The organism is Maribacter sp., assembly GCF_049667165.1.
GTDB lineage: Bacteria > Bacteroidota > Bacteroidia > Flavobacteriales > Flavobacteriaceae > Maribacter_A.
Genome location: NZ_JBATHS010000234.1, coordinates 1 through 22,391 on the forward strand (window position 1 = coordinate 1; position 22,391 = coordinate 22,391).

At 40.5% G+C, this 22,391-nt stretch carries 22 protein-coding genes; 2 read left to right on the forward strand and 20 right to left on the reverse strand.

Going from position 1 to position 22,391, the window contains the following annotated elements:
- Nucleotides 1-103: 103 nt before the first annotated feature.
- The 11 genes from WBM98_RS11905 to rsgA all read right to left on the reverse strand — a co-directional run bounded on the left by WBM98_RS11905 (nt 104) and on the right by rsgA (nt 11,949).
- Nucleotides 104-844, reverse strand: a complete 741-nt coding sequence (locus WBM98_RS11905; protein WP_424366243.1) for a hypothetical protein — start codon at nt 842-844, stop codon at nt 104-106.
- Nucleotides 831-1,394 carry an RNA polymerase sigma factor gene (locus WBM98_RS11910; RefSeq protein WP_424366244.1) on the reverse strand — a complete coding sequence of 188 codons (564 nt, stop codon included), beginning with the start codon at nt 1,392-1,394 and terminating at the stop codon, nt 831-833. The genes WBM98_RS11905 and WBM98_RS11910 overlap by 14 nt, the downstream gene beginning before the upstream one ends.
- Nucleotides 1,395-1,508: 114 nt before the next feature.
- Nucleotides 1,509-2,486, reverse strand: a complete 978-nt coding sequence (locus WBM98_RS11915) for a polyprenyl synthetase family protein (protein ID WP_424366245.1) — start codon at nt 2,484-2,486, stop codon at nt 1,509-1,511.
- 93 nt (nt 2,487-2,579) lie between these two features.
- Nucleotides 2,580-3,626 carry a 23S rRNA (adenine(2503)-C(2))-methyltransferase RlmN gene (rlmN, locus tag WBM98_RS11920; protein WP_424366246.1) on the reverse strand — a complete coding sequence of 349 codons (1,047 nt, stop codon included), beginning with the start codon at nt 3,624-3,626 and terminating at the stop codon, nt 2,580-2,582.
- A gap of 106 nt (nt 3,627-3,732) precedes the next feature.
- On the reverse strand, nt 3,733-4,782 hold the full coding sequence (gene queA, locus WBM98_RS11925; RefSeq protein ID WP_424366247.1) for a tRNA preQ1(34) S-adenosylmethionine ribosyltransferase-isomerase QueA: 1,050 nt from the start codon (nt 4,780-4,782) through the stop codon (nt 3,733-3,735).
- A gap of 98 nt (nt 4,783-4,880) precedes the next feature.
- Nucleotides 4,881-6,110, reverse strand: a complete 1,230-nt coding sequence (locus WBM98_RS11930) for a 3-phosphoshikimate 1-carboxyvinyltransferase (protein ID WP_424366248.1) — start codon at nt 6,108-6,110, stop codon at nt 4,881-4,883.
- A gap of 36 nt (nt 6,111-6,146) precedes the next feature.
- Nucleotides 6,147-6,473, reverse strand: coding sequence for a nucleotide pyrophosphohydrolase (locus tag WBM98_RS11935; protein WP_424366249.1), 327 nt, complete (start codon nt 6,471-6,473; stop codon nt 6,147-6,149).
- Nucleotides 6,439-8,496, reverse strand: coding sequence for a DUF3857 domain-containing protein (locus WBM98_RS11940; protein ID WP_424366250.1), 2,058 nt, complete (start codon nt 8,494-8,496; stop codon nt 6,439-6,441). The genes WBM98_RS11935 and WBM98_RS11940 overlap by 35 nt, the downstream gene beginning before the upstream one ends.
- Before the next feature lie 23 nt (nt 8,497-8,519).
- The gene (locus tag WBM98_RS11945; RefSeq protein WP_424366251.1) at nt 8,520-10,430 is read right to left on the reverse strand and encodes a DUF3857 domain-containing transglutaminase family protein; all 1,911 of its coding nucleotides are present in this window, start codon (nt 10,428-10,430) and stop codon (nt 8,520-8,522) included.
- Nucleotides 10,431-10,512: 82 nt separating this feature from the next.
- Nucleotides 10,513-10,965 (reverse strand): D-aminoacyl-tRNA deacylase, encoded by a 453-nt coding sequence (gene dtd, locus WBM98_RS11950; RefSeq protein ID WP_424366252.1) that lies wholly within the window; start codon nt 10,963-10,965, stop codon nt 10,513-10,515.
- Nucleotides 10,966-10,998: 33 nt separating this feature from the next.
- Nucleotides 10,999-11,949: a ribosome small subunit-dependent GTPase A gene (gene rsgA / locus WBM98_RS11955; RefSeq protein WP_424366253.1), complete on the reverse strand. Its 951-nt coding sequence runs from the start codon at nt 11,947-11,949 to the stop codon at nt 10,999-11,001.
- A 105-nt stretch (nt 11,950-12,054) separates the two neighbouring features.
- On the opposite strand from rsgA, the gene WBM98_RS11960 reads away from it, so the two are divergent.
- Both WBM98_RS11960 and WBM98_RS11965 read left to right on the forward strand, forming a co-directional pair.
- Entirely contained in the window at nt 12,055-12,867 is an 813-nt protein-coding gene (locus tag WBM98_RS11960; RefSeq protein ID WP_424366254.1) for a hypothetical protein, read from the forward strand.
- Nucleotides 12,868-12,998: 131 nt separating this feature from the next.
- On the forward strand, nt 12,999-13,439 hold the full coding sequence (locus tag WBM98_RS11965; protein ID WP_424366255.1) for a hypothetical protein: 441 nt from the start codon (nt 12,999-13,001) through the stop codon (nt 13,437-13,439).
- 41 nt (nt 13,440-13,480) lie between these two features.
- On the opposite strand, the gene WBM98_RS11970 is transcribed toward WBM98_RS11965, so the two are convergent.
- From WBM98_RS11970 to WBM98_RS12010, 9 genes are all read right to left on the reverse strand, one after another.
- Entirely contained in the window at nt 13,481-14,155 is a 675-nt protein-coding gene (locus WBM98_RS11970) for a head GIN domain-containing protein (RefSeq protein WP_424366256.1), read from the reverse strand.
- A gap of 95 nt (nt 14,156-14,250) precedes the next feature.
- On the reverse strand, nt 14,251-15,333 hold the full coding sequence (locus tag WBM98_RS11975) for a chorismate mutase (RefSeq protein WP_424366257.1): 1,083 nt from the start codon (nt 15,331-15,333) through the stop codon (nt 14,251-14,253).
- Between the two features lie 11 nt (nt 15,334-15,344).
- On the reverse strand, nt 15,345-16,202 hold the full coding sequence (locus tag WBM98_RS11980; protein WP_424366258.1) for a prephenate dehydrogenase: 858 nt from the start codon (nt 16,200-16,202) through the stop codon (nt 15,345-15,347).
- Between the two features lie 136 nt (nt 16,203-16,338).
- Nucleotides 16,339-17,484, reverse strand: coding sequence for a pyridoxal phosphate-dependent aminotransferase (locus WBM98_RS11985; protein WP_424366259.1), 1,146 nt, complete (start codon nt 17,482-17,484; stop codon nt 16,339-16,341).
- Nucleotides 17,481-18,308, reverse strand: coding sequence for a prephenate dehydratase (locus tag WBM98_RS11990; RefSeq protein ID WP_424366264.1), 828 nt, complete (start codon nt 18,306-18,308; stop codon nt 17,481-17,483). Before WBM98_RS11990 ends, WBM98_RS11985 begins: the two co-directional genes overlap by 4 nt.
- A gap of 288 nt (nt 18,309-18,596) precedes the next feature.
- Nucleotides 18,597-19,715: a serine hydrolase domain-containing protein gene (locus tag WBM98_RS11995; RefSeq protein ID WP_424366260.1), complete on the reverse strand. Its 1,119-nt coding sequence runs from the start codon at nt 19,713-19,715 to the stop codon at nt 18,597-18,599.
- A gap of 47 nt (nt 19,716-19,762) precedes the next feature.
- Entirely contained in the window at nt 19,763-20,557 is a 795-nt protein-coding gene (locus tag WBM98_RS12000) for a head GIN domain-containing protein (protein WP_424366261.1), read from the reverse strand.
- A gap of 17 nt (nt 20,558-20,574) precedes the next feature.
- The gene (locus WBM98_RS12005) at nt 20,575-21,678 is read right to left on the reverse strand and encodes an acyloxyacyl hydrolase (RefSeq protein ID WP_424366262.1); all 1,104 of its coding nucleotides are present in this window, start codon (nt 21,676-21,678) and stop codon (nt 20,575-20,577) included.
- A gap of 102 nt (nt 21,679-21,780) precedes the next feature.
- Nucleotides 21,781-22,391 (reverse strand): methylenetetrahydrofolate reductase (locus WBM98_RS12010; RefSeq protein WP_424366263.1); only part of this gene is annotated, 611 nt, incomplete at its 5' end.

The window sequence follows — 22,391 nt, forward strand, 5'->3', positions numbered from 1 at the left end:
ATTCAATGGGAGGCAGGAACAAGAAGTTTGATAATTGATTGATGAATGCTCCCCGCGTTATCTCCCCGGTCAGAGGAGAAGTAACCCGAATATTTTTTACTTATTAGTTGTTTCGATCAGCTACCGCTGTTCTTACTTTAAGGAATCCTGCTTTTAAGGATTCGAAAATCTGCGCTCTGAACGATTGATCCAATTCAGTTTCTACCTCATCGAGCAATGCCATTGCATCGATCTTTCCTCCTTGAGCCCGAATTTTCTGGGACAGGATCTCGTTCTCGGCTTTTCGCAATAATGAATCCAATTCCGCGTCCGTTACCTGAAGATGATTGTCCTCCATGAAATCGACTTGCACTATTAATTCCGCTATTTTTGAATCGATGAGTTGTTCTGTATTAGTTTGAATGGTTTTGGTTTCTAAAGGCCCATTATCGGTTGCCTGCGTCACAGCGAATTGGGAATTATCGGTACTTTTTAAAATAGGTCGCCTTTCCTTTGTTTTTTCCTTGATCACATTCACTTCCGCCTCGGCTTCAACCTGCTGTGCATCCATACTATGTTGTTCGGGCAATACTTCCTTTTGAAGCATGATATCAACTTCTTTGGGGGCATCGACCACCTCTACCCCAGCGTTTATGGGTTCGGTATCATTTCCAAAATATATCGATGCGATTAGCACCATACCTATGAAACTTGCCGCCATACCATACCAAAGGAACTTCATTGACTTTCTATGTTTTGCTTTCGGCAATTGTCCGGACAATTTTTCCCATGCAGCCTCTGAAGGATTGATTTCCCGACGTTGCAATTGTTCCTTAATATGTTTCTCAAACCTATCGACTTCCATAACCTATAATATTTTGTTGCTCCAATTTTTCCCTTAACATTTTTCGCGCCTTGAACAGTTGTGATTTTGATGTACTTTCCGAAATCTGTAACGATGCAGCTATTTCATGATGTTTGTAACCTTCGATGACATAGAGTACGAATACGAGCTTATATCCTTCGGGCAGGGAATCGATCAACTTTTGTATATGCTCAACATCAAGATCCGTCGATATGGTACTGGTTTCGACTTCATTGCGTTCATAGATTTCATCATCATAGACCACAAACTGCTGTTTTCTGATATAGGAGATACATTCACGTATCATAATCCTACGTACCCAACCTTCAAAACTTCCTTCGAACCTAAAAGTTTCCAAATTTTCAAAAACCTTTAGGAATCCACTGATCATCACATCTTCGGCAAAATGGAGATCTTTAACATACTGTCTGCAAACCCCAAGCATTTTAGGTGCGAATTGCCCATAGAGGCGTTTTTGTGCTTCCGGATTTCCGCCAGCCGCTTTTTTGATCAGTTGTTTTTCGTTGTTGTAGATTGAAATGATTTTCAAAATAGTTTGATTGGCTTCTATAAAGATAGACGCAAAAAAGGGCAACATAGTTGCCCGGGAATTCAAAATATAAATTATATAGCTATATAGTGGTGTTTTTCAATAGTATAGGAACTATTTTTTTCGGTCGACCACGTAATTGACCATGAGCTCCAGAGCATCCCTATAAGGTGATTTAGGATAGGTAAACAACAAATCCATCGCCGATTTTTTGAATTCGTGCATTTTATCTTCAGCATAAGTAAGTCCACCACGCTCTTTTACGAATGCTATAACTTCCTTGACCCTTTTTTTATCCCGATTATGGTTTTTTACGGAATTGATCAACCACTTTTTTTCCGATTTTGAACAGGTGTTCAGGGTATGGATCAAAGGCAACGTCATTTTTTGTTCCTTGATATCTATTCCTGTGGGTTTTCCGATTTTTTGTTCCCCATAGTCGAAAAGATCATCCTTGATTTGAAATGCCATACCGCAATATTCCCCAAACTTCCTAAAAGTCTCCACATCCCCTGATTCCGGTAATACCGAACAGGCCCCCATACTACAACAGGCAGCGATCAATGTTGCCGTTTTTTGACGTATGATGTTATAGTAGACTTCCTCGGTTATATCCAATCGCCTTGCCTTTTCAATCTGCAATAGTTCGCCTTCACTCATTTCACGAACGGCAACGGAGATTATTCTTAGTAAATCAAAATCACCATTATCTATAGACAAAAGCAACCCCTTTGACAAAAGATAGTCACCAACAAGCACGGCGATCTTATTCTTCCATAACGCATTTATCGAGAAAAAACCGCGGCGTTTATTGCTCTCGTCAACGACATCATCATGAACCAAGGTAGCCGTATGAATGAGTTCTATAACCGAGGCCCCTCGATAGGTACGTTCATTGACCTCACCATTATTGAGGAGTTTAGCGGTCAAGAAAACGAACATGGGGCGCATTTGCTTCCCCTTGCGGTTTACGATATAATAGGTGATACGGTTCAATAGTGCCACCTTTGAAGACATAGAATCACGGAACTTGGATTCAAAGAGTTCCATTTCCTTATTTACGGGATCCTTAATTTGAGCTACTATTTTCAAGTAAATTCGTTTATTGTCTTATTTGCTTTAGTCGTTAAATTTAGGGAAAATAACGAGTAGTAAACTGCATCTGGAATCCAGACTTCAGAATTTTCAGGATTTATTTGCCAATTGACCACAGGCGGCATCGATATCCTTACCACGAGAGCGGCGCACCGTCACCGTGATTCCCTTGCGTTCCAAAGTTGTCACATACATCGCAATGGCTTTGTCATTGGCTTGTTGAAAATCGCTATCATCTATAGGGTTGTATTCAATTAAATTGACTTTGGAAGGGGCAAAACGACAGAATTGCACCAAGGCGTCCGCATCTTTTTGGGTATCATTGATCCCTTTCCAAACCACATATTCATAGGTTATCCTACTTCCGGTCTTACTGTACCAGTATTGTAAGGCTTCCCTGAGATCAATCAAATTCATGTTCGCATTGAACGGCATTATCGTTGTACGGATTTCATCTATAGCCGAATGCAAGGAAACCGCAAGCTTGAACTTTACGCCATCATCAGCCATTTTTTTGATCATTTTAGGCACCCCTGATGTAGAGACCGTAATTCTTTTAGGGGACATTCCCAAACCGTCCGGTGACGTTATTTTCTCTATGGCCTTTAATACATTAGTATAGTTCATCAAAGGCTCTCCCATGCCCATAAAAACAATATTGCTAAGGGGTCGGTCAAAATACAACCGGCTTTCATTGTCAATGGCTACCACTTGGTCGTATATCTCGTCGGGATTTAAGTTGCGCATGCGTTTTAACCTGGCCGTCGCGCAGAACTTACAGTCCAAACTACAGCCTACTTGACTTGATACACAGGCTGTCGTTCTCGTTTTTGTAGGGATGAGTACGGACTCGACCACCAAATCATCGTGCAATCGAACGGCATTCTTTATGGTCCCATCCGAACTGCGTTGCATTTGATCTACCTTAATATGGTTGATCACAAAATGGGCGGCTAACAGCTCACGGGTTTCTTTTGAAATATTGGTCATTACCTCAAAGGAATGGGCCGCCTTCTGCCAGAGCCATTCATAGACTTGATTGCCCCGAAAGGCCTTGTCACCGCTTTCGACGAAAAATTCGCGCAACTGCTCCAAGGTCAATGCCCTGATATCCTTTTTTTTAATTGTATCCTCCATTCAATATGGCCAAGAAATACAAAATCCCACTTTCAATTGCTATCGATAAAGTGGGATTTTACATTTCGGTAATTCAAGATTTCCGTTATTGTATCAACTTGGGCGACTATAAAATCAACATGGCATCACCATAAGAATAGAATTTATAGCCCTCCAAAATAGCTTCTTTGTACGCTTTTTTCATCAGATCATGACCGACAAAAGCAGATACCATCATCAACAATGTTGATTTTGGCAAGTGAAAATTCGTCACCATACACGTTGCAATACTGAATTCATATGGTGGAAATATAAACTTATTGGTCCAACCGTTAAAGGTATTTAACGTTTGTTCCGAAGAAACGGCACTTTCCAAACTACGCATGGCGGTTGTACCAACGGCACATACCTTGCGTTTCTTTGTTTTTGCCGAATTGACGATTTCAGTGGCTTTCTCATCGATGATCAATTCCTCACTATCCATTTTATGTTTGGATAGATCTTCTACCTCAACCGGATTGAAAGTTCCCAAACCAACATGCAAGGTCACTTCAGCGAAGTGGATACCCTTTATTTCCAGTCGTTTTAATAAATGTTTCGAAAAATGGAGTCCGGCCGTAGGTGCTGCAACAGCCCCTTCATGCTTGGCATAAATCGTTTGGTAACGTGTTTCGTCTTCAGGTTCGACATCCCTTTTGATGTATTTTGGCAACGGGGTCTCTCCCAATTCACGAAGTTTTCTCCTAAAATCGGAATACGATCCATCATATAAAAAACGAAGGGTCCTACCTCTTGAAGTCGTATTGTCGATAACCTCAGCCACCAAACTCTCATCATCACCGAAATAAAGCTTATTACCGATCCGTATCTTACGTGCAGGATCGACAAGAACATCCCAAAGACGTTGCTCTTCGTTGAGTTCCCGAAGTAAAAATACCTCGATACGGGCCCCTGTTTTTTCCTTGTTACCGTATAATCTGGCAGGGAAAACCTTGGTATTGTTCAAAACCATCACATCCCCTTCATCAAAATAATTGATCAAGTCTTTGAACATTTTATGCTCGATTTTTCCGGTTTCCCGATGAATGACCATAAGTTTGGATTCATCCCTGTTTTCAGCGGGATACTCGGCAAGCAGTTCTTTCGGCAGTTCAAAATGGAAGTGTGATAATTTCATATAGCGTATGTCTATTGATTTTTAATGGCATTTTTTGCGGCTGCAAATATACGACCTAGACCTAGGGGTTGTCAAGTAAAACGATGATTAAATGAAAATTATAATTCCTGAACGCGGAAACCCAGTATTTTAAGGTCTTCCCAAAAATCTGGGTAGGATTTTGAAACCACTTCAGCATCATTGATTTCAAAGGATGTCTTTAAGGCCAAAGGAGCGAATGCCATGGCCATTCTATGATCATTATATGTAGCTATGGCAACCTCAGAGGCCATATGGGAAGTAGGCTCCATATGTAAGGACCTATCTGTAACCGTGACCACTGCACCAAATTTGGTCAGTTCAGCCTGCATGGCCTCCAACCTATCCGTCTCTTTGATCTTAAGGGTATGCAACCCGGTTAAGTCGCATGCAAGACCTAATCCCAAACAAGTAACAACAATGGTCTGTGCAATATCGGGGGCATTGGCCAAATCATAGCTGAACAAATCGGTCGTAGGATTCCATTCCTTTTTCAACACAATTTCATTGGACAGGAATGTTGTTTCTACCCCGAAGTGCTTATAAATTTCAGCGAGCACACTATCGCCTTGCAAACTCTCTTTTTTATAAGAACCCAGTTGAATTTCAGAACCTAGTTCACTTAACGCGACAATACTGTAGTAATAGGATGCAGAGCTCCAATCCGATTCGACCACCAACTCAATCGGAGCAACATGATTTGTTGCAGAAACCTTGATCGTATTCGACTCGAATGATGTATGTACCCCAATCTGGTTCAATAACCCCAATGTCATTTGAATATAAGGAACCGATGTTATTTTACCGATCAACTCCAATTCCAATCCATTTTCCAAGCTAGGGGCGATCAACAATAAGGCCGAAATATATTGACTACTGATATTAGCTGGAAGCCTTACGTTGTTCTTTGTCAGCGTATTCCCTTTTATGCTGATGGGGGGATAGCCTTCTTTATCAACATAATCAATAGCCGCCCCAAGACTTTGCAAGGCATCGACCAAAACTTTGATCGGTCGCTCTGTCATCCGCTGAGAACCGGTCAATATGACATTTTTACCCTCTTGTGAGGCAAAATAACCCGTTAAAAAACGCATGGCGGTACCCGCATGATGAATATCGACCTTGCCCTTGCTGATGGCAAGTCCTTTTTGCATAGCCGCTGCGTCATCTGAATTTGAGCGGTTGCGTATTGAAATAGAAGGAAAGAGGGCCTGTAAAAGTAGGGCCCGGTTCGATTCGCTTTTTGAACCGGTTATTTGAATAGCGGCTTTGATTTTATGATCCGATGGACCCTTTAGGTGTAGCTTCAAGTTACATAGGTTTAAAACGAACGCCCAAATATAGTACTATTTGAGTTTCTCATTGTTCTGATGCCTATCATGGTCCCTTTTTGATTTTAGGATCATTTTTTTGTCGAAGGCGGCTTCGAGGTCTATCCCAGTTTGATTCGCCAAGCAGAGCACCACAAAAAGCACATCGGCCAACTCTTCGCCAAGATCTTTGTTCTTGTCAGATTCTTTTTCGCTCTGTTCGCCATACCTGCGGGCAATAATCCGGGCCACCTCACCCACTTCCTCTGTAAGTTGGGCCATGTTCGTCAGTTCATTGAAATAACGAACCCCATGCTCATTGATCCAATTATCGACCTCCTGCTGCGCTTTCTGTATTCCCATTGCCATCAGTTTTTGACAAAACTACTTTTTCTAATTGTTTTTGAACAATAGTTTTGTAATATTCCTTCAATGATGAATAATTCTGGGCTGGCAAAACGGCCATATTAATCTGCTCATCAACGGCTATCTGCAGGTTGTTTTCGCCCATGACTCCCATTTTATAGGTAAAACTCCCCTGTTTATCGGGCAAGGATATACGCATATTCTCGGGCAGAAACTCCACTTGATAACCCTTTGGGATTTTCAAGGTAATTATATACTTGTTCTTTCTTGGGTAGATGAAGTCAATCGGGTATTCACGCTTTTCGAGTTTAAAAGGATTTTCCTCCTGGGCAAACCATAATAAGGGCGATAGATACATTTTATCATCGATTATCTCAATATGGTCTTCACTAAAAAACTCCAAAGTTTCCATAACCGGTTTTCCTACCGTTAGTTTATTCGTTATTTCATATTCTGAAATTTCGACTCCCTCAAATTGTTCCTCTAATTTTTCGAGATACGTGCCTTCATCCAAGGCATCATAATTATTCCTGAACGAATAAGCACCATAATCAACAAAAGACCTTCGTATTTTTCCTTCCAATTCGCCCGTATTTGAAATCGCGGCACTCAAATAAACGGTGTTTTCAGATTTTAGCGTAGGCATTAGGGAGAAATCAGCTGACGCCCCATTTTCCTTGACCACCCTACCCGACCAATTCAGCGCCCTTGTCGGCAAAAGATTGGGTTTTGCGTATTTGTTGGTTGCATCGAGAAAAACATAGCTACCGTCAATATTCACGGAAGCTGCCACATAATTGAAACCTTCCATTGTCGGAAACAAGGGCACACCGTTACTTCGGGTGCTTATCAATACCGGATTTGCCTTTAGATTGGCGGCTCGTAGCATACCGACCAAAATCAAATTAATATCCGCAATATTACCGGTTTTAAGATCATATGCTTTTTTTACCCCCTCATCGGAGGTATATCCATACAATCCATTCCAATGCATTCTATCTTTCACAAACCCATAGATGGCAATTATCTTCTCTTCCTCCGATACTTTTCCTTGAAGTACTATCGGGAGATCATCCTTGAAATATCGGCTCTTGTCGAGTTGCCCTCCAAATCCCTCAAAATCAAAAATTTTCTTGACCACTTTTTCCCAACTACTGGTATAAGGTTCAATGTTGGAATTCGGGAATTTTGTAAACTGGAGCTCAAATTTCAACCCGCTCCTATAATTGTTCATGTTGTTGACAAAAGGTTCTTCCTTTAAGGCAGGAACATCATCCATAGCAATGGTTGATATGATATTTCGATACTTAAGAGATGAATTTGAAACCTTACTTGCCGAGACAACATAAGTATCTCGATTTGATTTTGCATTCGACGTAAAATTTATTTGTGCAGGAAGACTTGATTTCTTTATATCGAACATTAAGTAACCTTTCGTCCGCTCGTTGAAATTATAGTATTCGGGTATAACCACCCTGACCTCCTGCTTGGCAATGGGGATATCATATTGTAACTTGATCTCATCGAGGTTATAGCTGAACGGGGAATGTATTTTGTATTGATACTCTATAACACTGCCTTCCTGTAAATTAGGCATGGTGAATTTTTTCTGTATCCTATATTTATTCACCTCGTCGGTGAAGATATCATCTTTGTCCAATTTGGTCTCAACGATTTTACCATCCTTCAAATTATAGGTAAAGGCCTTGATCCCATTTAAGGATTCAGCGTCGCTATTACCTTGGTAGAGACTCTCTGAAATAGTCCCGTATGCAAAGCCTTCAGCATTGAAGATCTTGACCCGTTCGTGTACATCGGTCTGTACCTCGAACCCTTCTCCTTTCACATAGTTATAGTTTATCGCTACTTTCCTGAAAAGAACCACTGCCGCTGCTGACGGATCTTGGGCATATTCCTTTGCCATTAATTCCGCTTTGGATATTTTACCGAATTTATAATCTTGGGCAAATAGATTAAGTGTCATTAGAAACAACAGGAGTACATTGCATTTGGTGCACATGCTATTTATATTTTGGGTTAACATTATTTATTTTTTATAAGGACCACTTTTGCATTTTCCTGTTTAGCCACGTTTTTCCTGAACGCCCTATAGGCCTTATATTTCCCTGCGGGATAGGATCCGGAATTCAATGCGAATACTTTGTTGTAACGAATGGTGTTCCCATCCTTTAAATCAATGGTCACTGCATATTCGCCAAATTCCGTATTCATGGTTTGTGAAGTCGGCAAGGCCTCAACACTATACCCAGAAGGAATACTGATTTCATAGGCATCAATGTTCACATACCCGCGCGGTATTTCGAAAGGTCTTTTTCGTTCCCGATATCTTTTGGGGACATATTCGATGTTGTTAAAAGGATTCAGATTGAATAACATACGGTCCTGACTTAAGGATGCATAATTTTTGGCTTCCAAAGAAACCAACTCCTTTAAGGAAATCTCATGCTTATCGTTCAAAAATTCAAAGGAATGTATATTCAGATTATTGATATTGTCCCAGTACTGTTTATAATGTTTATCAACATCCTCCTTGGTTTCATTTTCCAAATACAACCTATTGCCATATTGAACCCCAGTCGTCTGAATTTCAACGTCACCTGTAAGGGTGCCTGCCTCGGAAACCTTGTACGAAGCTGAAGTACTTTTTTTGTTCTGCCCATCTAAATAGGCCTTGGTCCGAACGATTTCCCCTCCATTGGGTTTTACGACCAATACATTTCTATCATCGGTAAAATCCCCTATAAAACCGAACGGATTCAACTGGGATGTACAGTCAATCCAATAATATTCATCATTGTAGGGTACGGCCAGGATAACATGGTTCCCTTGCAGTACTGAAAAATCGGAATCAAAATTTATTTTGGCATCCCCTGCATGTACCACGACATAATACGACGGCACACCAGCCTCTTTTAAAAGGGCCTTGGTATAATTGGATAGCCCTTTACAATCACCATATTTTACTTTATCTACGTCGATTGCACTAATGGGCTGCCATCCACCAATCCCTATTTGTACACTGATATAACGGGTATTATCCTGAACATATTGATAGATTACCTTTGCTTTTTCGAGTGGGTCATCTATATTCTTCACCAGGTCATGCACAATCTTTTTGGTTTCTTCGGTAAGTTCATCCCGATTCCTTAATAATTCATTATCCATCCATGCGCCTAAATCATGCCAGTTGGCCACGGAAGCGTCAACCCCTTTTAAACTGAAATGTTTCATTCTTAGCTTTAATCTTGGAACGATATCGATAAAATCCGGACTTAATTCTTCCTGTTTTATAGCAGGAATAAGGGCCGCACTATAGAGAATGCCATTTGCGGTTTCTTCCTTTTGGCAGTTAAAACCTTCCATGTTGTATTCCTTGATTTCAGGTTTTAATGTGGCATCGGCGAACTTAATCTCATAATGGCTTTTTTCAACACTTACCAAATAACCCGAAATAAAATACCATGGGGGGAAAAAACCCGTATCACTAGTTTCAATCTCATACGTCAATTCCAATGTATATGGATACTGTATTGGGGTGTATCGATAATACAGCAAGCGGTCATCATTGTACAATGAAAAACCATCTGCAGCGCTTATATCCTGAAAATCCTTTCTTTTGATATGCTTTATTTCCTTCCCCAACGGATCATAGACCAATACATTGATATTCTTGATTTTCTTTTCCTTGTCATAGTACAATTGCGTTCTCGCATAGCTATCGCCCAATTTATTGAGTACGGTAACCACCTGTTTCACACTATAAGTCAAGTATTTGTGAGAGGTCACATCGATGCGCATATCGTCCAAACGAACAACGGCATTCGCATTCTTGGTCAAAATTGGATCTAGGGCTAAAGCTTGGTATGTATTTTCCTGGGAATATATACTGGAAAGTACCAAAATGGCACAAATGGAGGACAAAAGTAAGCGCATTGGTCAAGATTGGTTGAATAACTACAACGACAATTTACCTATTTTTCTTACATTTTATTAGGGGGAAAATTAAAAAAACAGTCTATTCCTTGTTTTTAGTATCTATAATGATCGTTACGGGGCCATCGTTCACAAGGTCAACTTTCATATCGGCCCCAAAAATACCCGTACCCACCTTTTTACCTAGATCACGTTCCAATTGAAGGACAAACGCCTCGTATATAGGAATGGATATCTCTGGTTTGGCAGCTTTTAAGTACGATGGCCGATTTCCCTTTTTGGTAGATGCATGCAAGGTAAACTGGCTCACCACGATGACATTCCCTCCATGGTCGATCAACGATTTGTTCATTATTCCGTTTTCATCATTGAAAATCCTAAGATTCAAAATCTTACGTGAAAGCCATTCCATGTCATTTTCGTTGTCCTCATTTTCAATACCCACCAATATGAGCAGGCCATCGCCTATGTTCGAGATGATCTTCCCTTCAACGGTCACACTTGCCTTTGAAACTCTTTGAACAACAGCCTTCATTCCTATACCCCTTTGTTTTGGTCCCCTGAAATTTTATTCTTTTTCAAAATCATCTATTCTATAGGTATCGTCCTCCCCTGTAACCATTTGAACATAGCTTTTATACCTGCTCCAGGCAACCTCATTATTTTCAAGGGCTTTTTTAACTGCACAATCGGGCTCATCCAAATGAAGACAATTATTGAACTTACACCCACTTTTAAGCTTGAAAAATTCCGGAAAATAATGCCCAATCTCGCCCTTTTCCATATCAAAAATACCAAAGCCCCTGATACCAGGTGTGTCTATGATTCTGGCATTAAAACTTAGGTCGAACATTTCAGCAAAGGTCGTGGTATGTTGCCCTTGGAGGTGTTGCTCGGAAATTTCGGTCGTCTTAATATCTAACGAAGGTTCAATGGCATTGATCAAGGTGGATTTACCCACGCCCGAATTACCAGAGAACATACTGGTCTTACCAACCATCATTTCTTTGACCTTATCCACATTCTTACCTGTAGTTGCTGAAATACCGATACAGGTGTAGCCTATTTTCCGATACAAAGCCGCTAGATACTTGACCTCTAACAACTCTTCCTCGTCATAGGTATCTATTTTATTGAAAAGCAGAACCGCAGGGATATCATAGGCTTCGGCCGTGGCCAAAAAACGGTCCATAAAAATAGTATAGGTCTTGGGGTTTTTAAGGGTAACAATTAAGAATACTTGGTCGAGGTTCGAAGCAATAATATGGGTCTGTTTGGATAGCTTCACCGATTTCCTGATAATGTAGTTCTTTCGATCTTCGATCTTTGTGATAATCCCAACGGTTTCGTCACCAATTTTCTCTATTTCAAAAACTACATGGTCACCAACCGCAGTAGGATTGGTGCTTTTTATTCCTTTTATCCGAAATTTACCCTTAATACGACATTCATAAAAATCCCCATCGGTCGATTTTACAGTATACCAACTCCCTGTTGATTTATAAACAATGCCTTTCATTAATTAACAAATTCCCTTAATTTACAAAGTAACTGATTTTATTAACATAAAATAATATAAATTTGAAGCAGTTTCCATTAACACAAAACATAAAACGAGACAACAATGAATTTAATTAAGAAAGCTTTTTACATTACGGTACTTACCTTTTCAACAGCATTGGTAGCGCAAGAAACCATTACCAATGAATCTGTGGTTCAAATGATGGAACTTGGTTTCGATGACTATATGATCATCGATAAAATCAATACGTCCGATGTAAAGTTCGATGCCTCGATTTCGGCTCTAGGCAATTTAAAGAAGGCCGGGGTTTCTTCTGAGGTCATTTCGTTGATCATGGACAAATCAAAACAGAACACCAAATCAAAAACAGGCATTTATTACCTCGCGGAAAATGGGGAGGACAAATTGATTCAACCCAGTGTTTTTTCCGGCTCAAATTCAAATGCCGTCGCCCAAAAACTGGTTTCAGGATTGATCAATTCGAAGAAAAAGGCCCAATTACCTGGTATACATTCGAACAACGTGCTCAAAACGAATACTCCTGAATTCACTTTTATATTTGATCCTAGTGTCACCGAGGTAGACAATATGCAGAATAACCAAGGTGGTGATACGGGAATTTTCAACTGGTGGTTCAGAATGGCCAGCAATCCCAATGAATTCGTGTTGGTAAAATTAACGGTTAAGGAAAAAAAGAACTTAAGGGAGGTTATAACCGGAAAGGATAGTTGGATTACCAGCAGTAGTGGCATCGACCCTAAATATGCCCTCAATTTTTCAATGGAAGAGATAGAAGGCAATAAATTCAAAGTAACTCCAGATGCCTTGGAGCCTGGTGAATATTGTTTCATTTATCAAGGAGCGGTACCACAAGGAAGGGACAACCAATCGGTTTTTGATTTTTCAGTGCAATAAAACCGCTTTAAAGTCATGAAAACCATTGTAAAAAACCCAGCAACAAATATTGCTGGGTTTTTTATTTCTTTTTATCTTAAACAAGATATGTATATCTACAACCAAAAATCATATAATCTAAAGTAATCATCATGAAAAAAATCGCACTCTTTATTAGTCTTCTTGGCCTTATTTCATTAGACCTAAACGCTCAGGAATACACCGTCATCACAAGTGTGGAATCCATTGTGCCCAGTGGTCTGGGAAGGTCTAGATTGATCAGTAGTCTTGAAGCTAAGGATTATCAGGAATTTACCAGTGTACAGTCTGAAGAGGACAATACCAGAAACAAATCAAAAAGGGATGAAATTCGAGTGAAAAATTTTGAGGAGACCAAATTATTGAACTTTTTCAATATCGGCGGTATCCGTTTTCAGAATATCGCGGCCAATGATGCCATTATTACCTCAAAGATAAATGCCATGGTATCAGAAGGGTGGGAACTGGCCTTTGTAACCAGTGGTGTCGAGAGCGATGGTGGCAAAGGTGATGGTCAAGGTATTTTTATTACCCGCTATATTTTTAAAAGATAGCATTAAAAAAGCCCTGACGTTTTTGTCAGGGCTTTTTTGTTCTAGTCCTGTATATAGACCCTACCTCCTGCCAAGGTCTTTTTATTGACATCCCTAGGGTTGCCATAAACATAAACATCCCCACCTGCTTTCACATTTACGTCGACTTTTTCAGTGGCATATACCTCGGCCTCACCCGCTGCTGTAATTTTTACATCCGTATAAGAGGTTCTTAGTTCGCGACCTTCAAAAATGCCTCCGGTATTCAAAACGATCCATTGGTTTTCCGCCATGCCTGAAGCCTCAACTATGCCACCCGTTACAGCCCTGACCTCAAGATCAACAACATCCAAACCCGCTTTGATATGCGCCCCTTCTTGGGAACGGATTTCAAGATGGTCTTGCTCGATCAATTCATTGCATACGATCTTCGCACCTTCATTTCCGTCAATGACGTCCAAATGTTTGTAAAAGACTTCAATAAAGGTGTCCTCCCCTGTGAATTTCTTGTCTAATTGCATCCTTAATTTCAAGGTGCCATCCGTATTCACCACCTTAATATCATACACATTCTCGCCTTTGATAGTAATCCTGTTTTCATCTGATTTTATCAAGTTTACCTCGATCAGATCGAAAACCTTTATCTTATTGAAGTCACCAACTTCCTTATCTATCATTCGTTGGGCAGAAATGGTCATGGAGCCCAATACGGTCAAAAGAAAAAATACTTTTTTCATCACTGTTCTTTTAGATTTATTAAAAGATGCTTTCGCTGACGGAATGTTACAGTTTTTCAAAAAAAAAGTCCCGATATATATTTCGGGACTTTTTTTTAACCTTGCATTACTTTCTCTTGATGGTTGATCGACTCTTGATGAATCGCCTTGAACATTCTAAGTATAAACTCCTCACTTAATCCTTTTGACTCCCCTTCAAGAATCATACTGCCAAGAATGGAATTCCACCTTGTACTTTGCAATATGGCAACATTCTTTTGTTTCTTTAGGGAGCCGATTCCATCGGCGATTTTCATTCGCTTACCAAGTATATCGATCAATTGATTATCTATGATATCAATTTGAGTTCTAAGGTTACTCAGTTTACTTTTGAATTCTGCCTCTTCATTGGTTTCCTTTCTAATACGCAGATCTTTCATGATCTGCACCAAGTTTTTTGGGGTTACTTGCTGTGCAGCATCACTCCATGCATTATCCGGATCAAAATGGGTCTCTATCATGAGGCCATCGAAATTGAGATCCAAGGCCGTTTGTGATACATCAAAGATCATATCCCTATTACCGGTTATGTGTGATGGGTCATTGATCAATGGCAAATCAGGGAATTTTGTCTGCAATTCAATCGCCAACTGCCATTCGGGAATATTTCTGTACTTGGTTTTCTCATAGGTCGAAAAACCACGATGGATGACTCCTAAATTTTTGATGTTTGAACTGTATAATCTTTCTACGGCCCCCAACCATAGCGATAAATCCGGATTTACAGGGTTTTTGATCAATACGATTTTGTCAGTTCCTGCCAAGGCATCCGCAATTTCCTGAACGATAAAAGGACTCACAGTAGAGCGGGCACCAACCCACAACAAGTCGATGTCATGTTCCAATGCCAATTCCACATGGGCTTTGTTCGCCACTTCGGTAGCGGTCTTCAAACCTGTTTCTGCCTTTACTTTCTGTAGCCATTTAAGGCCTAATGCCCCAACGCCCTCAAAGTTACCTGGCCGTGTTCTTGGTTTCCAAATTCCTGCCCGGTAATAGTTGACATCGGTATCTTTCAGCTCATGTGCGATTTTCAAGACCTGCTCTTCGGTTTCAGCACTACATGGTCCTGCAATTACCAACGGATGTTCTAATCCCAAATCATCCAACCATGTTCTCATTTGTTTTGAATTCTCCATTTTAGTTCCTCTTATTTGTTCAAAGGTATTCCTTTTAATATTTCCTTAATTTTATTCGTATTGTTCATTTCATTATAAATGCCATCATAATCATCTTGCAGCAATAGATGTCTAAACGCCTCAAGATTTTGAATATACTCATTCAACGTCTCAACAACATTTTCCTTATTTTGCTCAAAGATGGGTGTCCACATTGCTGGGGAGCTCTTGGCCAAGCGCACCGTACTTTCAAACCCACTACCGGCCATGTCAAAGATATCGCGTTCATTTTTTTCCTTCTCAATAACCGTCTTCCCTAACATAAATGAACTTATATGTGATAAATGGGAAACATAGGCAATGTGCTTATCGTGGGCCTCGGGATTCATATACCTGATTCGCATACCCAATTGCTGATAAAGTTCCAAGGCTTTTTCCTGAAGCTTAAAAGCTGTTTTTTCAACTTCACAGATGATAAGGGTCTTGCCTTGAAACAAACCATCTACGGCCGCAGAGGGCCCTGAAAACTCAGTTCCTGAAATCGGGTGGCACGCTAAAAAATTTCTTCGTTTTGGGTGATCGTCCAACCTTTTGCATAAGGTCGCCTTGGTTGAACCAGCATCCAAGACCACACAATCCTCATTAACACGATCCAATATCGATGGAAGCTCGTTCAACATAGCATTGACCGGAATACTCACAATTACGACATCGGCTGAATCAAGATGATCATAATTTGACGTATTGTCTATCAAATTCAAGGCCAATGCCTCCTCTAAATGCGCCGGATTATTATCTATGCCAAATATCGTGGCATTGGGATTCAACCGTTTTATATCCTTGGCCATAGAACCTCCAATCAAGCCAATACCAATTACAAATACATTCATTTTTACTATTGATGGAATCTAGGGTCTGGACGCTAGATATTCTAGATTATTCGTTTCTTTATTCAAGCAATACCTTTATCATTTTCGCAGACCTTGCAAACACTGCGTGTATTGATATGGGTTGTTCCATAGCCATTTAAAACCTGTTCAATGCCTCCCTGATTTTTCCTTCTTTGACACATAGTGAGAATCGAATATAACCTTCACCATTACTTCCAAAAATGGTGCCGGGGGCTATAAAGATATTCTTTTCATGGAGTACCTTATCAATAAAATCCTCAGCCGATAGGGAATTTTTAGGCAATTTCGCCCAAACAAACATCCCAACGGCGTTCTTATCATAGGTGCAATTCAATTTGTCCGCTATGGCAAACATCAATTCCCTTCGACTTTGGTATACCTGATCCAAGGAACTGAACCATTCCTCTCCACTTTTTAAGGCCGCAATGGCCCCCTTTTGAATTCCGTAGAACATACCAGAGTCCATATTGCTCTTCACCTTTAAAATAGCATCGATATGTGCGGCATTTCCCAAGACCATACCCACACGCCATCCAGCCATATTAAAGGTCTTGCTCAACGAATTCAGTTCCAAGGCGACTTCCTTTGCTCCCGGGATGCCTAAAATACTCAAAGGACCATTACTAAGTACAAAACTATAGGGATTGTCATTCACTAATAGAATGTTATTTTTTGTTGCGAATTCCACCAAGCTGGACAATTGCCGTTGATCGGCCATTGCCCCTGTAGGCATATGGGGATAACTGATCCACATCAATTTCACCTTAGAAAGATCTTGTTGTTGCAAAGCCTCCAAATCGGGAAACCAACCACTTTCTTCATGAAGGTCATAAAGAATTGGCGTCGCACCCACTAATTTCGTGACTGATGTGTAGGTAGGATAGCCGGGGTTGGGTATCAAAACCCCATCACCAACATTCAAGAAGGCCATACTTATATGCATGATGCCCTCCTTAGAACCCATGAGCGGTAAAATCTGTGAGTTGGGATCGACCACTACCCCGAATTTTGCTTTATAAAAATCGGCGATGGCGTCACGTAGATCGGGCAACCCTTGGTAACTCTGGTATTGATGTGCCCCATCCTCATTCATAGAATCCTTAATAGCACTGACAACCTCCTCGGAGGGTGCCAGATCAGGACTACCTATCCCCATGTTGATAATGGGTTTACCCTCAGCAATAAGGCCACGCACCTCTCTTAACTTTTTTGAGAAGTAGTACTCTTCCACTGTATTCAATCTATCCGCCGTACGAATCATAATCTCGCATTTTTATATTCCCCCAAAACCCTAAAATCGTCTGACATAATATCCAACAGTGATTTGGCCTTGGCAAAATTATCATATTCATCGAATGTAACATCAACGAAGAAGGCATATTTCCATGGTGTTTCTATAATCGGCAATGATTGTATCTTGGTCAAATTCAAATTACAATCACTCATCACGTTCAACACCGTAGCCAGACTTCCCCTTTTATGATCGGTTACAAAGCGCAAAGAGGCCTTATTGATCTCACTTTTGGGCAATTCCTTGTTTATGGTCTTAACAATAATAAAACGGGTCTCATTGTTTTTTATGGTTTGTATGTCAGATGCAATGATCTCCAAATCGTATAAATCGGCCGCAACTTTTGGAGCTATTGCCGCAATACCCATCAATTGTTTGTCATGTATTTGCTTGGCCGTCTCTGCCGTATCGACATCCTCCACCATTTTAATATGGGGCTTGGTCTTTAGAAACTCCCTGCATTGAAGCAATGCCATTGGATGCGAACGCACTTCAAAAATATCATCTATCGACTGTTCACCAAGCGCCATAAGATGATGATGTATGTTCAAATAATGCTCTCCGATAATGTGTAAGTTCTTGTCATAGATCAACGCATAATTAGGAATTATTGAGCCAGCAATCGAATTCTCAATGGCCATTATGCCTTTATCCGCCTTACCATCGACCAGGCAATCGACCAAGTTATGAAATGACATGCACTCCACAAGATCTACCTCATCACTAAAATATTCACGGGCCACTTGGTGATGATTCGATCCCCTGATGCCCTGTATAGCTATCCTTAATCCCATGATACTGTTTGAGGTTGTTGCCAACCGATATTTTTTGAACAAAAAAAGTCCCGTTTTTCACGGGACTCAATGTTATATTTTTATTTGCAATACATCATAACCGCCCCGTTTCTCTCTTAAAAAAGAAGAAAAAATAAAAACCGTTATAGAAATACTGCTTTCTCATTATATGCTAAAATCTTGGCTAAGGTAATTATTATATTCAAAAATCAAATTTTAAACCTATCTTTTTTCGTTTTTTTAGAGTAAAATAATTTTCATTGCATGATTCTATTAAAAACCAACCATTTACTGCGAATTATTATGGAATATATCAACCACCATGTCCAATTCTTCCTGAACCCCTGGGTTCGTACAATTGATTAAAATGGAAAATACCATTCGTTTTTCAGGATAAACAAAGAGGTTTGAATACCCGCCAACGCCATTGCCAATATGTCCGAAATAAGACCTGCCCGCCTTATCTTGACTCACTTGCCAACCCAAACCGTAAAAGGTCGCCTTGCCTTTTAACTTTACGGAAGTAATGAATTGGGAAATAACGTCATCATCGAGAATCTCCTTCTTCAAATAAGCCTGGCCGAATTTGGCAATGTCCCCGGAAGTGGAGACATAGCCGCCCCCCGCCAATTTATACCGGTTATTGACAGGAATGGCCTTTCGAAAACCCAATTTATTCTTTGTATAAAAAGTGGCAAGCTCATGATCATCCTTTTCAAAGGTCCCGACCCTGCCTACCGGAAGGGAAGGTGCGCTCGACCTGACATTTTCCGGAAAGGTGTTTTGTAAATCCAATGGGGTTAACACTTTCTCCTGTACATATTCCTCAAAGGGAATTCCACTAGCTTCCTGCATCGCCAGGGAAATCAAGACCCAATCGTAACTATTGTAATGATACTCCGTGCCAGGCTCAAAAAGCAAGGGGTCATCCTTGAAGACCTGTAGGCTATCCTTTATGGAATACGGCTTGTTCAAACCATATTCCTTTCCTTTATAGCCCCTTATACCAGCAGTGTGACTGGCCAATTGCCGAATGGTAAAATCATGCGTTTTCTTGGGGAAATAGGGGACGTAACGATAAAACGATGTATCAAGATCTATGAGCCTATCCTTGACCATGTGGGCCAAGGCCGTTGCGGCAATATTCTTTGATATACTGGCGATTCTAAAAATTGTGCTTTTAGGGTCGACTTTAATTTCGGCTTCCAAATCGGCATATCCATAGCCTTTTTGAAAAAAGACCTTATCTTCTTTAAGTACCGTAATGGCTGCTCCAGGAATCTTTTTGCCTTCAATTAGGGAATATAATATACGATCGACATTGGCTAAGCCTTTGAGCTGGATATTCTCCTGCTCGAAGCCTTTACCGGCAAAAAGGTTATTCAGGTATGTTAGGATGGATTTCAATTTTATACACTATCAATGATCACGCACAATTGCACCTTTATTTACTATCAATCCTTAAAAACAAGTTTCCCCGTATACAATTCCTCAATTTCAACTATTGGAGGTTGATTATAACTGATGACATCCCCTGTACCACGGATTACTCCGGTAAGCGATTGTTGTGGATTAATTTGAATGTCATTGGTACCTCTATGGTTTAGACTTACCGAATTGGCCAATAGGCTTTCTGCATCTATCCTCGAATCTCCGGCTGCAATATTGATATTTAGATTATCGGTATTTCCCTTTAATTTAAAATAGGCAATCCCATTGACCACTACGGAAACACTCCCTGTTTCCAATTCCAGATCAAATTCCCCATCTGTGGTCTCCGCCTCGGGGTCGGTAAAACTTTCCGAGAACAAAAACAAGGAGGTATACCCTAGGGGTCCGTCACTTATAATAGGTTGACCTGTACTGCTTCTTATTTCTTTGATGTTAGGTGATGTTATGTACACCTTAGTCAACCCATACTCCCTAAAGAAATTACAACCATTGCCATTGCGTACGATCAGGCGATCATCCTTAACTTCCGCAACGATATCCTTGAAAAGATATTCCCCTGTTTCAATCTCAACCTTTTGGGTTTCGCCCTGTTTTATTATCAGGCTAATTTTCTCAAAAACCGTAATCCTTGAGAAATCGGCCAAATCAATTTCCGTGCGTGTAATTTCCCCGGCATCCTGAAAGCAATCCGGGGCATTCTCGTTGTTGCAGGAATTTAGATAAACCCAGATCACGAACAGGATTCCCTTGACAATGGTCAACGAACCATTCTTACCCTGTATAAATACAATTCCCATATGCAATCGCTTGATTTTCATAATCTCACCCCTATTCCAAATTCAACAGCTTCAGCCTTGGCCCCATGGGATTTGAGGGTTATGGCACCAAATACCCGATTACCAAAATATCGTTTCAATCCGACCCTATTGTACATTCGTCCCTCAAAATCAAAAGGATAATACACATAGTATCCCAACTGGGAAATTACCGACATGTTATTTATAAACAGTTCATGACCCAAAAACACCCCGACACGTTTGTAGTCGTCATCGGCAGAAACCCCATTCTCTGGGAACGAAATCGACTGAAATTTAATCAATTCCTTTAAAAACCGGGAAAAATAAACATCGGCCCCCAATTGAATAGCGCTCCTATTTCCCAAGCGTTTATCGGCATAGGCAGAAACGATATAAAAGGGATGTTGTCCCATATCAATAACATCGCTCTCATTCAATCCTGCCCGAAAGACCATGTTGTATTTAATGGGTTCCGTTATTTTTTCTTTTTCCATAGGTGCCAAATACCCAATCTCACGCCCACCATCCAGATCATAAATCAGACCAGCGTTCAAGGCAAATGTATTGGTCGATGTATTGGGCGCCTTCACATTGGCATTTGAATAATGAATGAGCGAAATGCCAGCTTTGAAACCCAACCCCTTAAAGATATTCTCCTTATGGTAATTCAACATTAGATAGGTTGAACTCATAAAATGGGATCCGTAGGCATTGTTCCTGAAATTCTCGAATTTATCATACGGATTTGTATTGTAGGCAATGCCCTGCCCTATCCTAAACTGCATCACCCTTTTGAAAAAATAGAAATTGTAATGGGCATACAATCCAAAATTATGGCCTAAGGTGGAATTGTTCATGTTCTGATAAATAAACGACCCACCGATATCTGGATAGTTGAACGCGTGCTGCCATTCCTCATCCCCATATGTTTTTCGATTATAGCTAAAGATCAACCCAGCCGGATGATCGGAAATAAGATGGGATATATCGGTATTATGAAGTAGAACAGAGCCATAATATTGATTTATGTCAATCGTATGTTTTTGCAATTCCCCTTTTTGGTCCTGTGCGACACCAATGGCGAATACCAAAATAAAAAAGGGAAGTAACCTTGGGCTCATGAAGTGCAAAAGTAAATTGACGGTGCTTTATGCACGGTGCGAAGTTAATATAATTGTTTTACACCTCTTACTTTGAAAGGCCATTTACTCATTTCACTGGGATTAAAACACCCCTTTTGCAATAGTCTGGATATTGTCTGATTTGCCCATAGAATAGTAATGCAACACCGGAACCCCAGCGGCTTTCAATTCTTTTGACTGTGCAATGGCCCATTCGATACCTACCTGACGTACGGCCTTATTGTCCGAACAACCATCTACGGCATCAATCAAATCCTGGGGAAGATCTATTCTGAAGACTTGGGGCAATAATTGCAAATGCCGCTTTACAGCAATGGGTTTTATGCCTGGAATAATAGGAACTGTAATCCCCATATTCCGTGCGGCCTCGACAAATTGAAAGAACTTCTTGTTATCGAAGAACATTTGTGTTACCACATAATCAGCCCCGGCATCTACCTTTTCCTTTAGACGTTTCAGATCGGATTGTAAAGAGGGTGCCTCCAAATGTTTTTCCGGATATCCAGCAACACCAATACAGAAATCCGCACAATCGGCTGTTTCGATAACCTCATGAAGGTACTTGCCGTGATTCAGGTCTTTTATCTGATGAACCAAGTCTACGGCATAGGAATGCCCTCCTTCTGTGGGCTCAAAATACTTTTGTTCGCTTCGTGCATCCCCTCGGAGTGCCATGACATTCTGTATCCCCA

Coding starts and splice junctions, on each gene's coding strand:
- WBM98_RS11945 (WP_424366251.1), bottom strand. CDS start 10,430: ATGCGCTTACTTTTGTCCTCCATTTGTGCCATTTTGGTACTTTCCAGT.
- queA (WP_424366247.1), bottom strand. CDS start 4,782: ATGAAATTATCACACTTCCATTTTGAACTGCCGAAAGAACTGCTTGCC.
- rlmN (WP_424366246.1), bottom strand. CDS start 3,626: ATGGAGGATACAATTAAAAAAAAGGATATCAGGGCATTGACCTTGGAG.
- WBM98_RS11965 (WP_424366255.1), top strand. CDS start 12,999: ATGAAAAAAATCGCACTCTTTATTAGTCTTCTTGGCCTTATTTCATTA.
- WBM98_RS11980 (WP_424366258.1), bottom strand. CDS start 16,202: ATGAATGTATTTGTAATTGGTATTGGCTTGATTGGAGGTTCTATGGCC.
- rsgA (WP_424366253.1), bottom strand. CDS start 11,949: ATGAAAGGCATTGTTTATAAATCAACAGGGAGTTGGTATACTGTAAAA.
- WBM98_RS11975 (WP_424366257.1), bottom strand. CDS start 15,333: ATGGAGAATTCAAAACAAATGAGAACATGGTTGGATGATTTGGGATTA.
- WBM98_RS11935 (WP_424366249.1), bottom strand. CDS start 6,473: ATGGGAATACAGAAAGCGCAGCAGGAGGTCGATAATTGGATCAATGAG.
- WBM98_RS11905 (WP_424366243.1), bottom strand. CDS start 844: ATGGAAGTCGATAGGTTTGAGAAACATATTAAGGAACAATTGCAACGT.
- WBM98_RS11990 (WP_424366264.1), bottom strand. CDS start 18,308: ATGGGATTAAGGATAGCTATACAGGGCATCAGGGGATCGAATCATCAC.
- WBM98_RS11960 (WP_424366254.1), top strand. CDS start 12,055: ATGAATTTAATTAAGAAAGCTTTTTACATTACGGTACTTACCTTTTCA.
- WBM98_RS11970 (WP_424366256.1), bottom strand. CDS start 14,155: ATGAAAAAAGTATTTTTTCTTTTGACCGTATTGGGCTCCATGACCATT.
- WBM98_RS12000 (WP_424366261.1), bottom strand. CDS start 20,557: ATGGGAATTGTATTTATACAGGGTAAGAATGGTTCGTTGACCATTGTC.
- dtd (WP_424366252.1), bottom strand. CDS start 10,965: ATGAAGGCTGTTGTTCAAAGAGTTTCAAAGGCAAGTGTGACCGTTGAA.
- WBM98_RS11985 (WP_424366259.1), bottom strand. CDS start 17,484: ATGATTCGTACGGCGGATAGATTGAATACAGTGGAAGAGTACTACTTC.
- WBM98_RS12005 (WP_424366262.1), bottom strand. CDS start 21,678: ATGAGCCCAAGGTTACTTCCCTTTTTTATTTTGGTATTCGCCATTGGT.
- WBM98_RS11940 (WP_424366250.1), bottom strand. CDS start 8,496: ATGTGCACCAAATGCAATGTACTCCTGTTGTTTCTAATGACACTTAAT.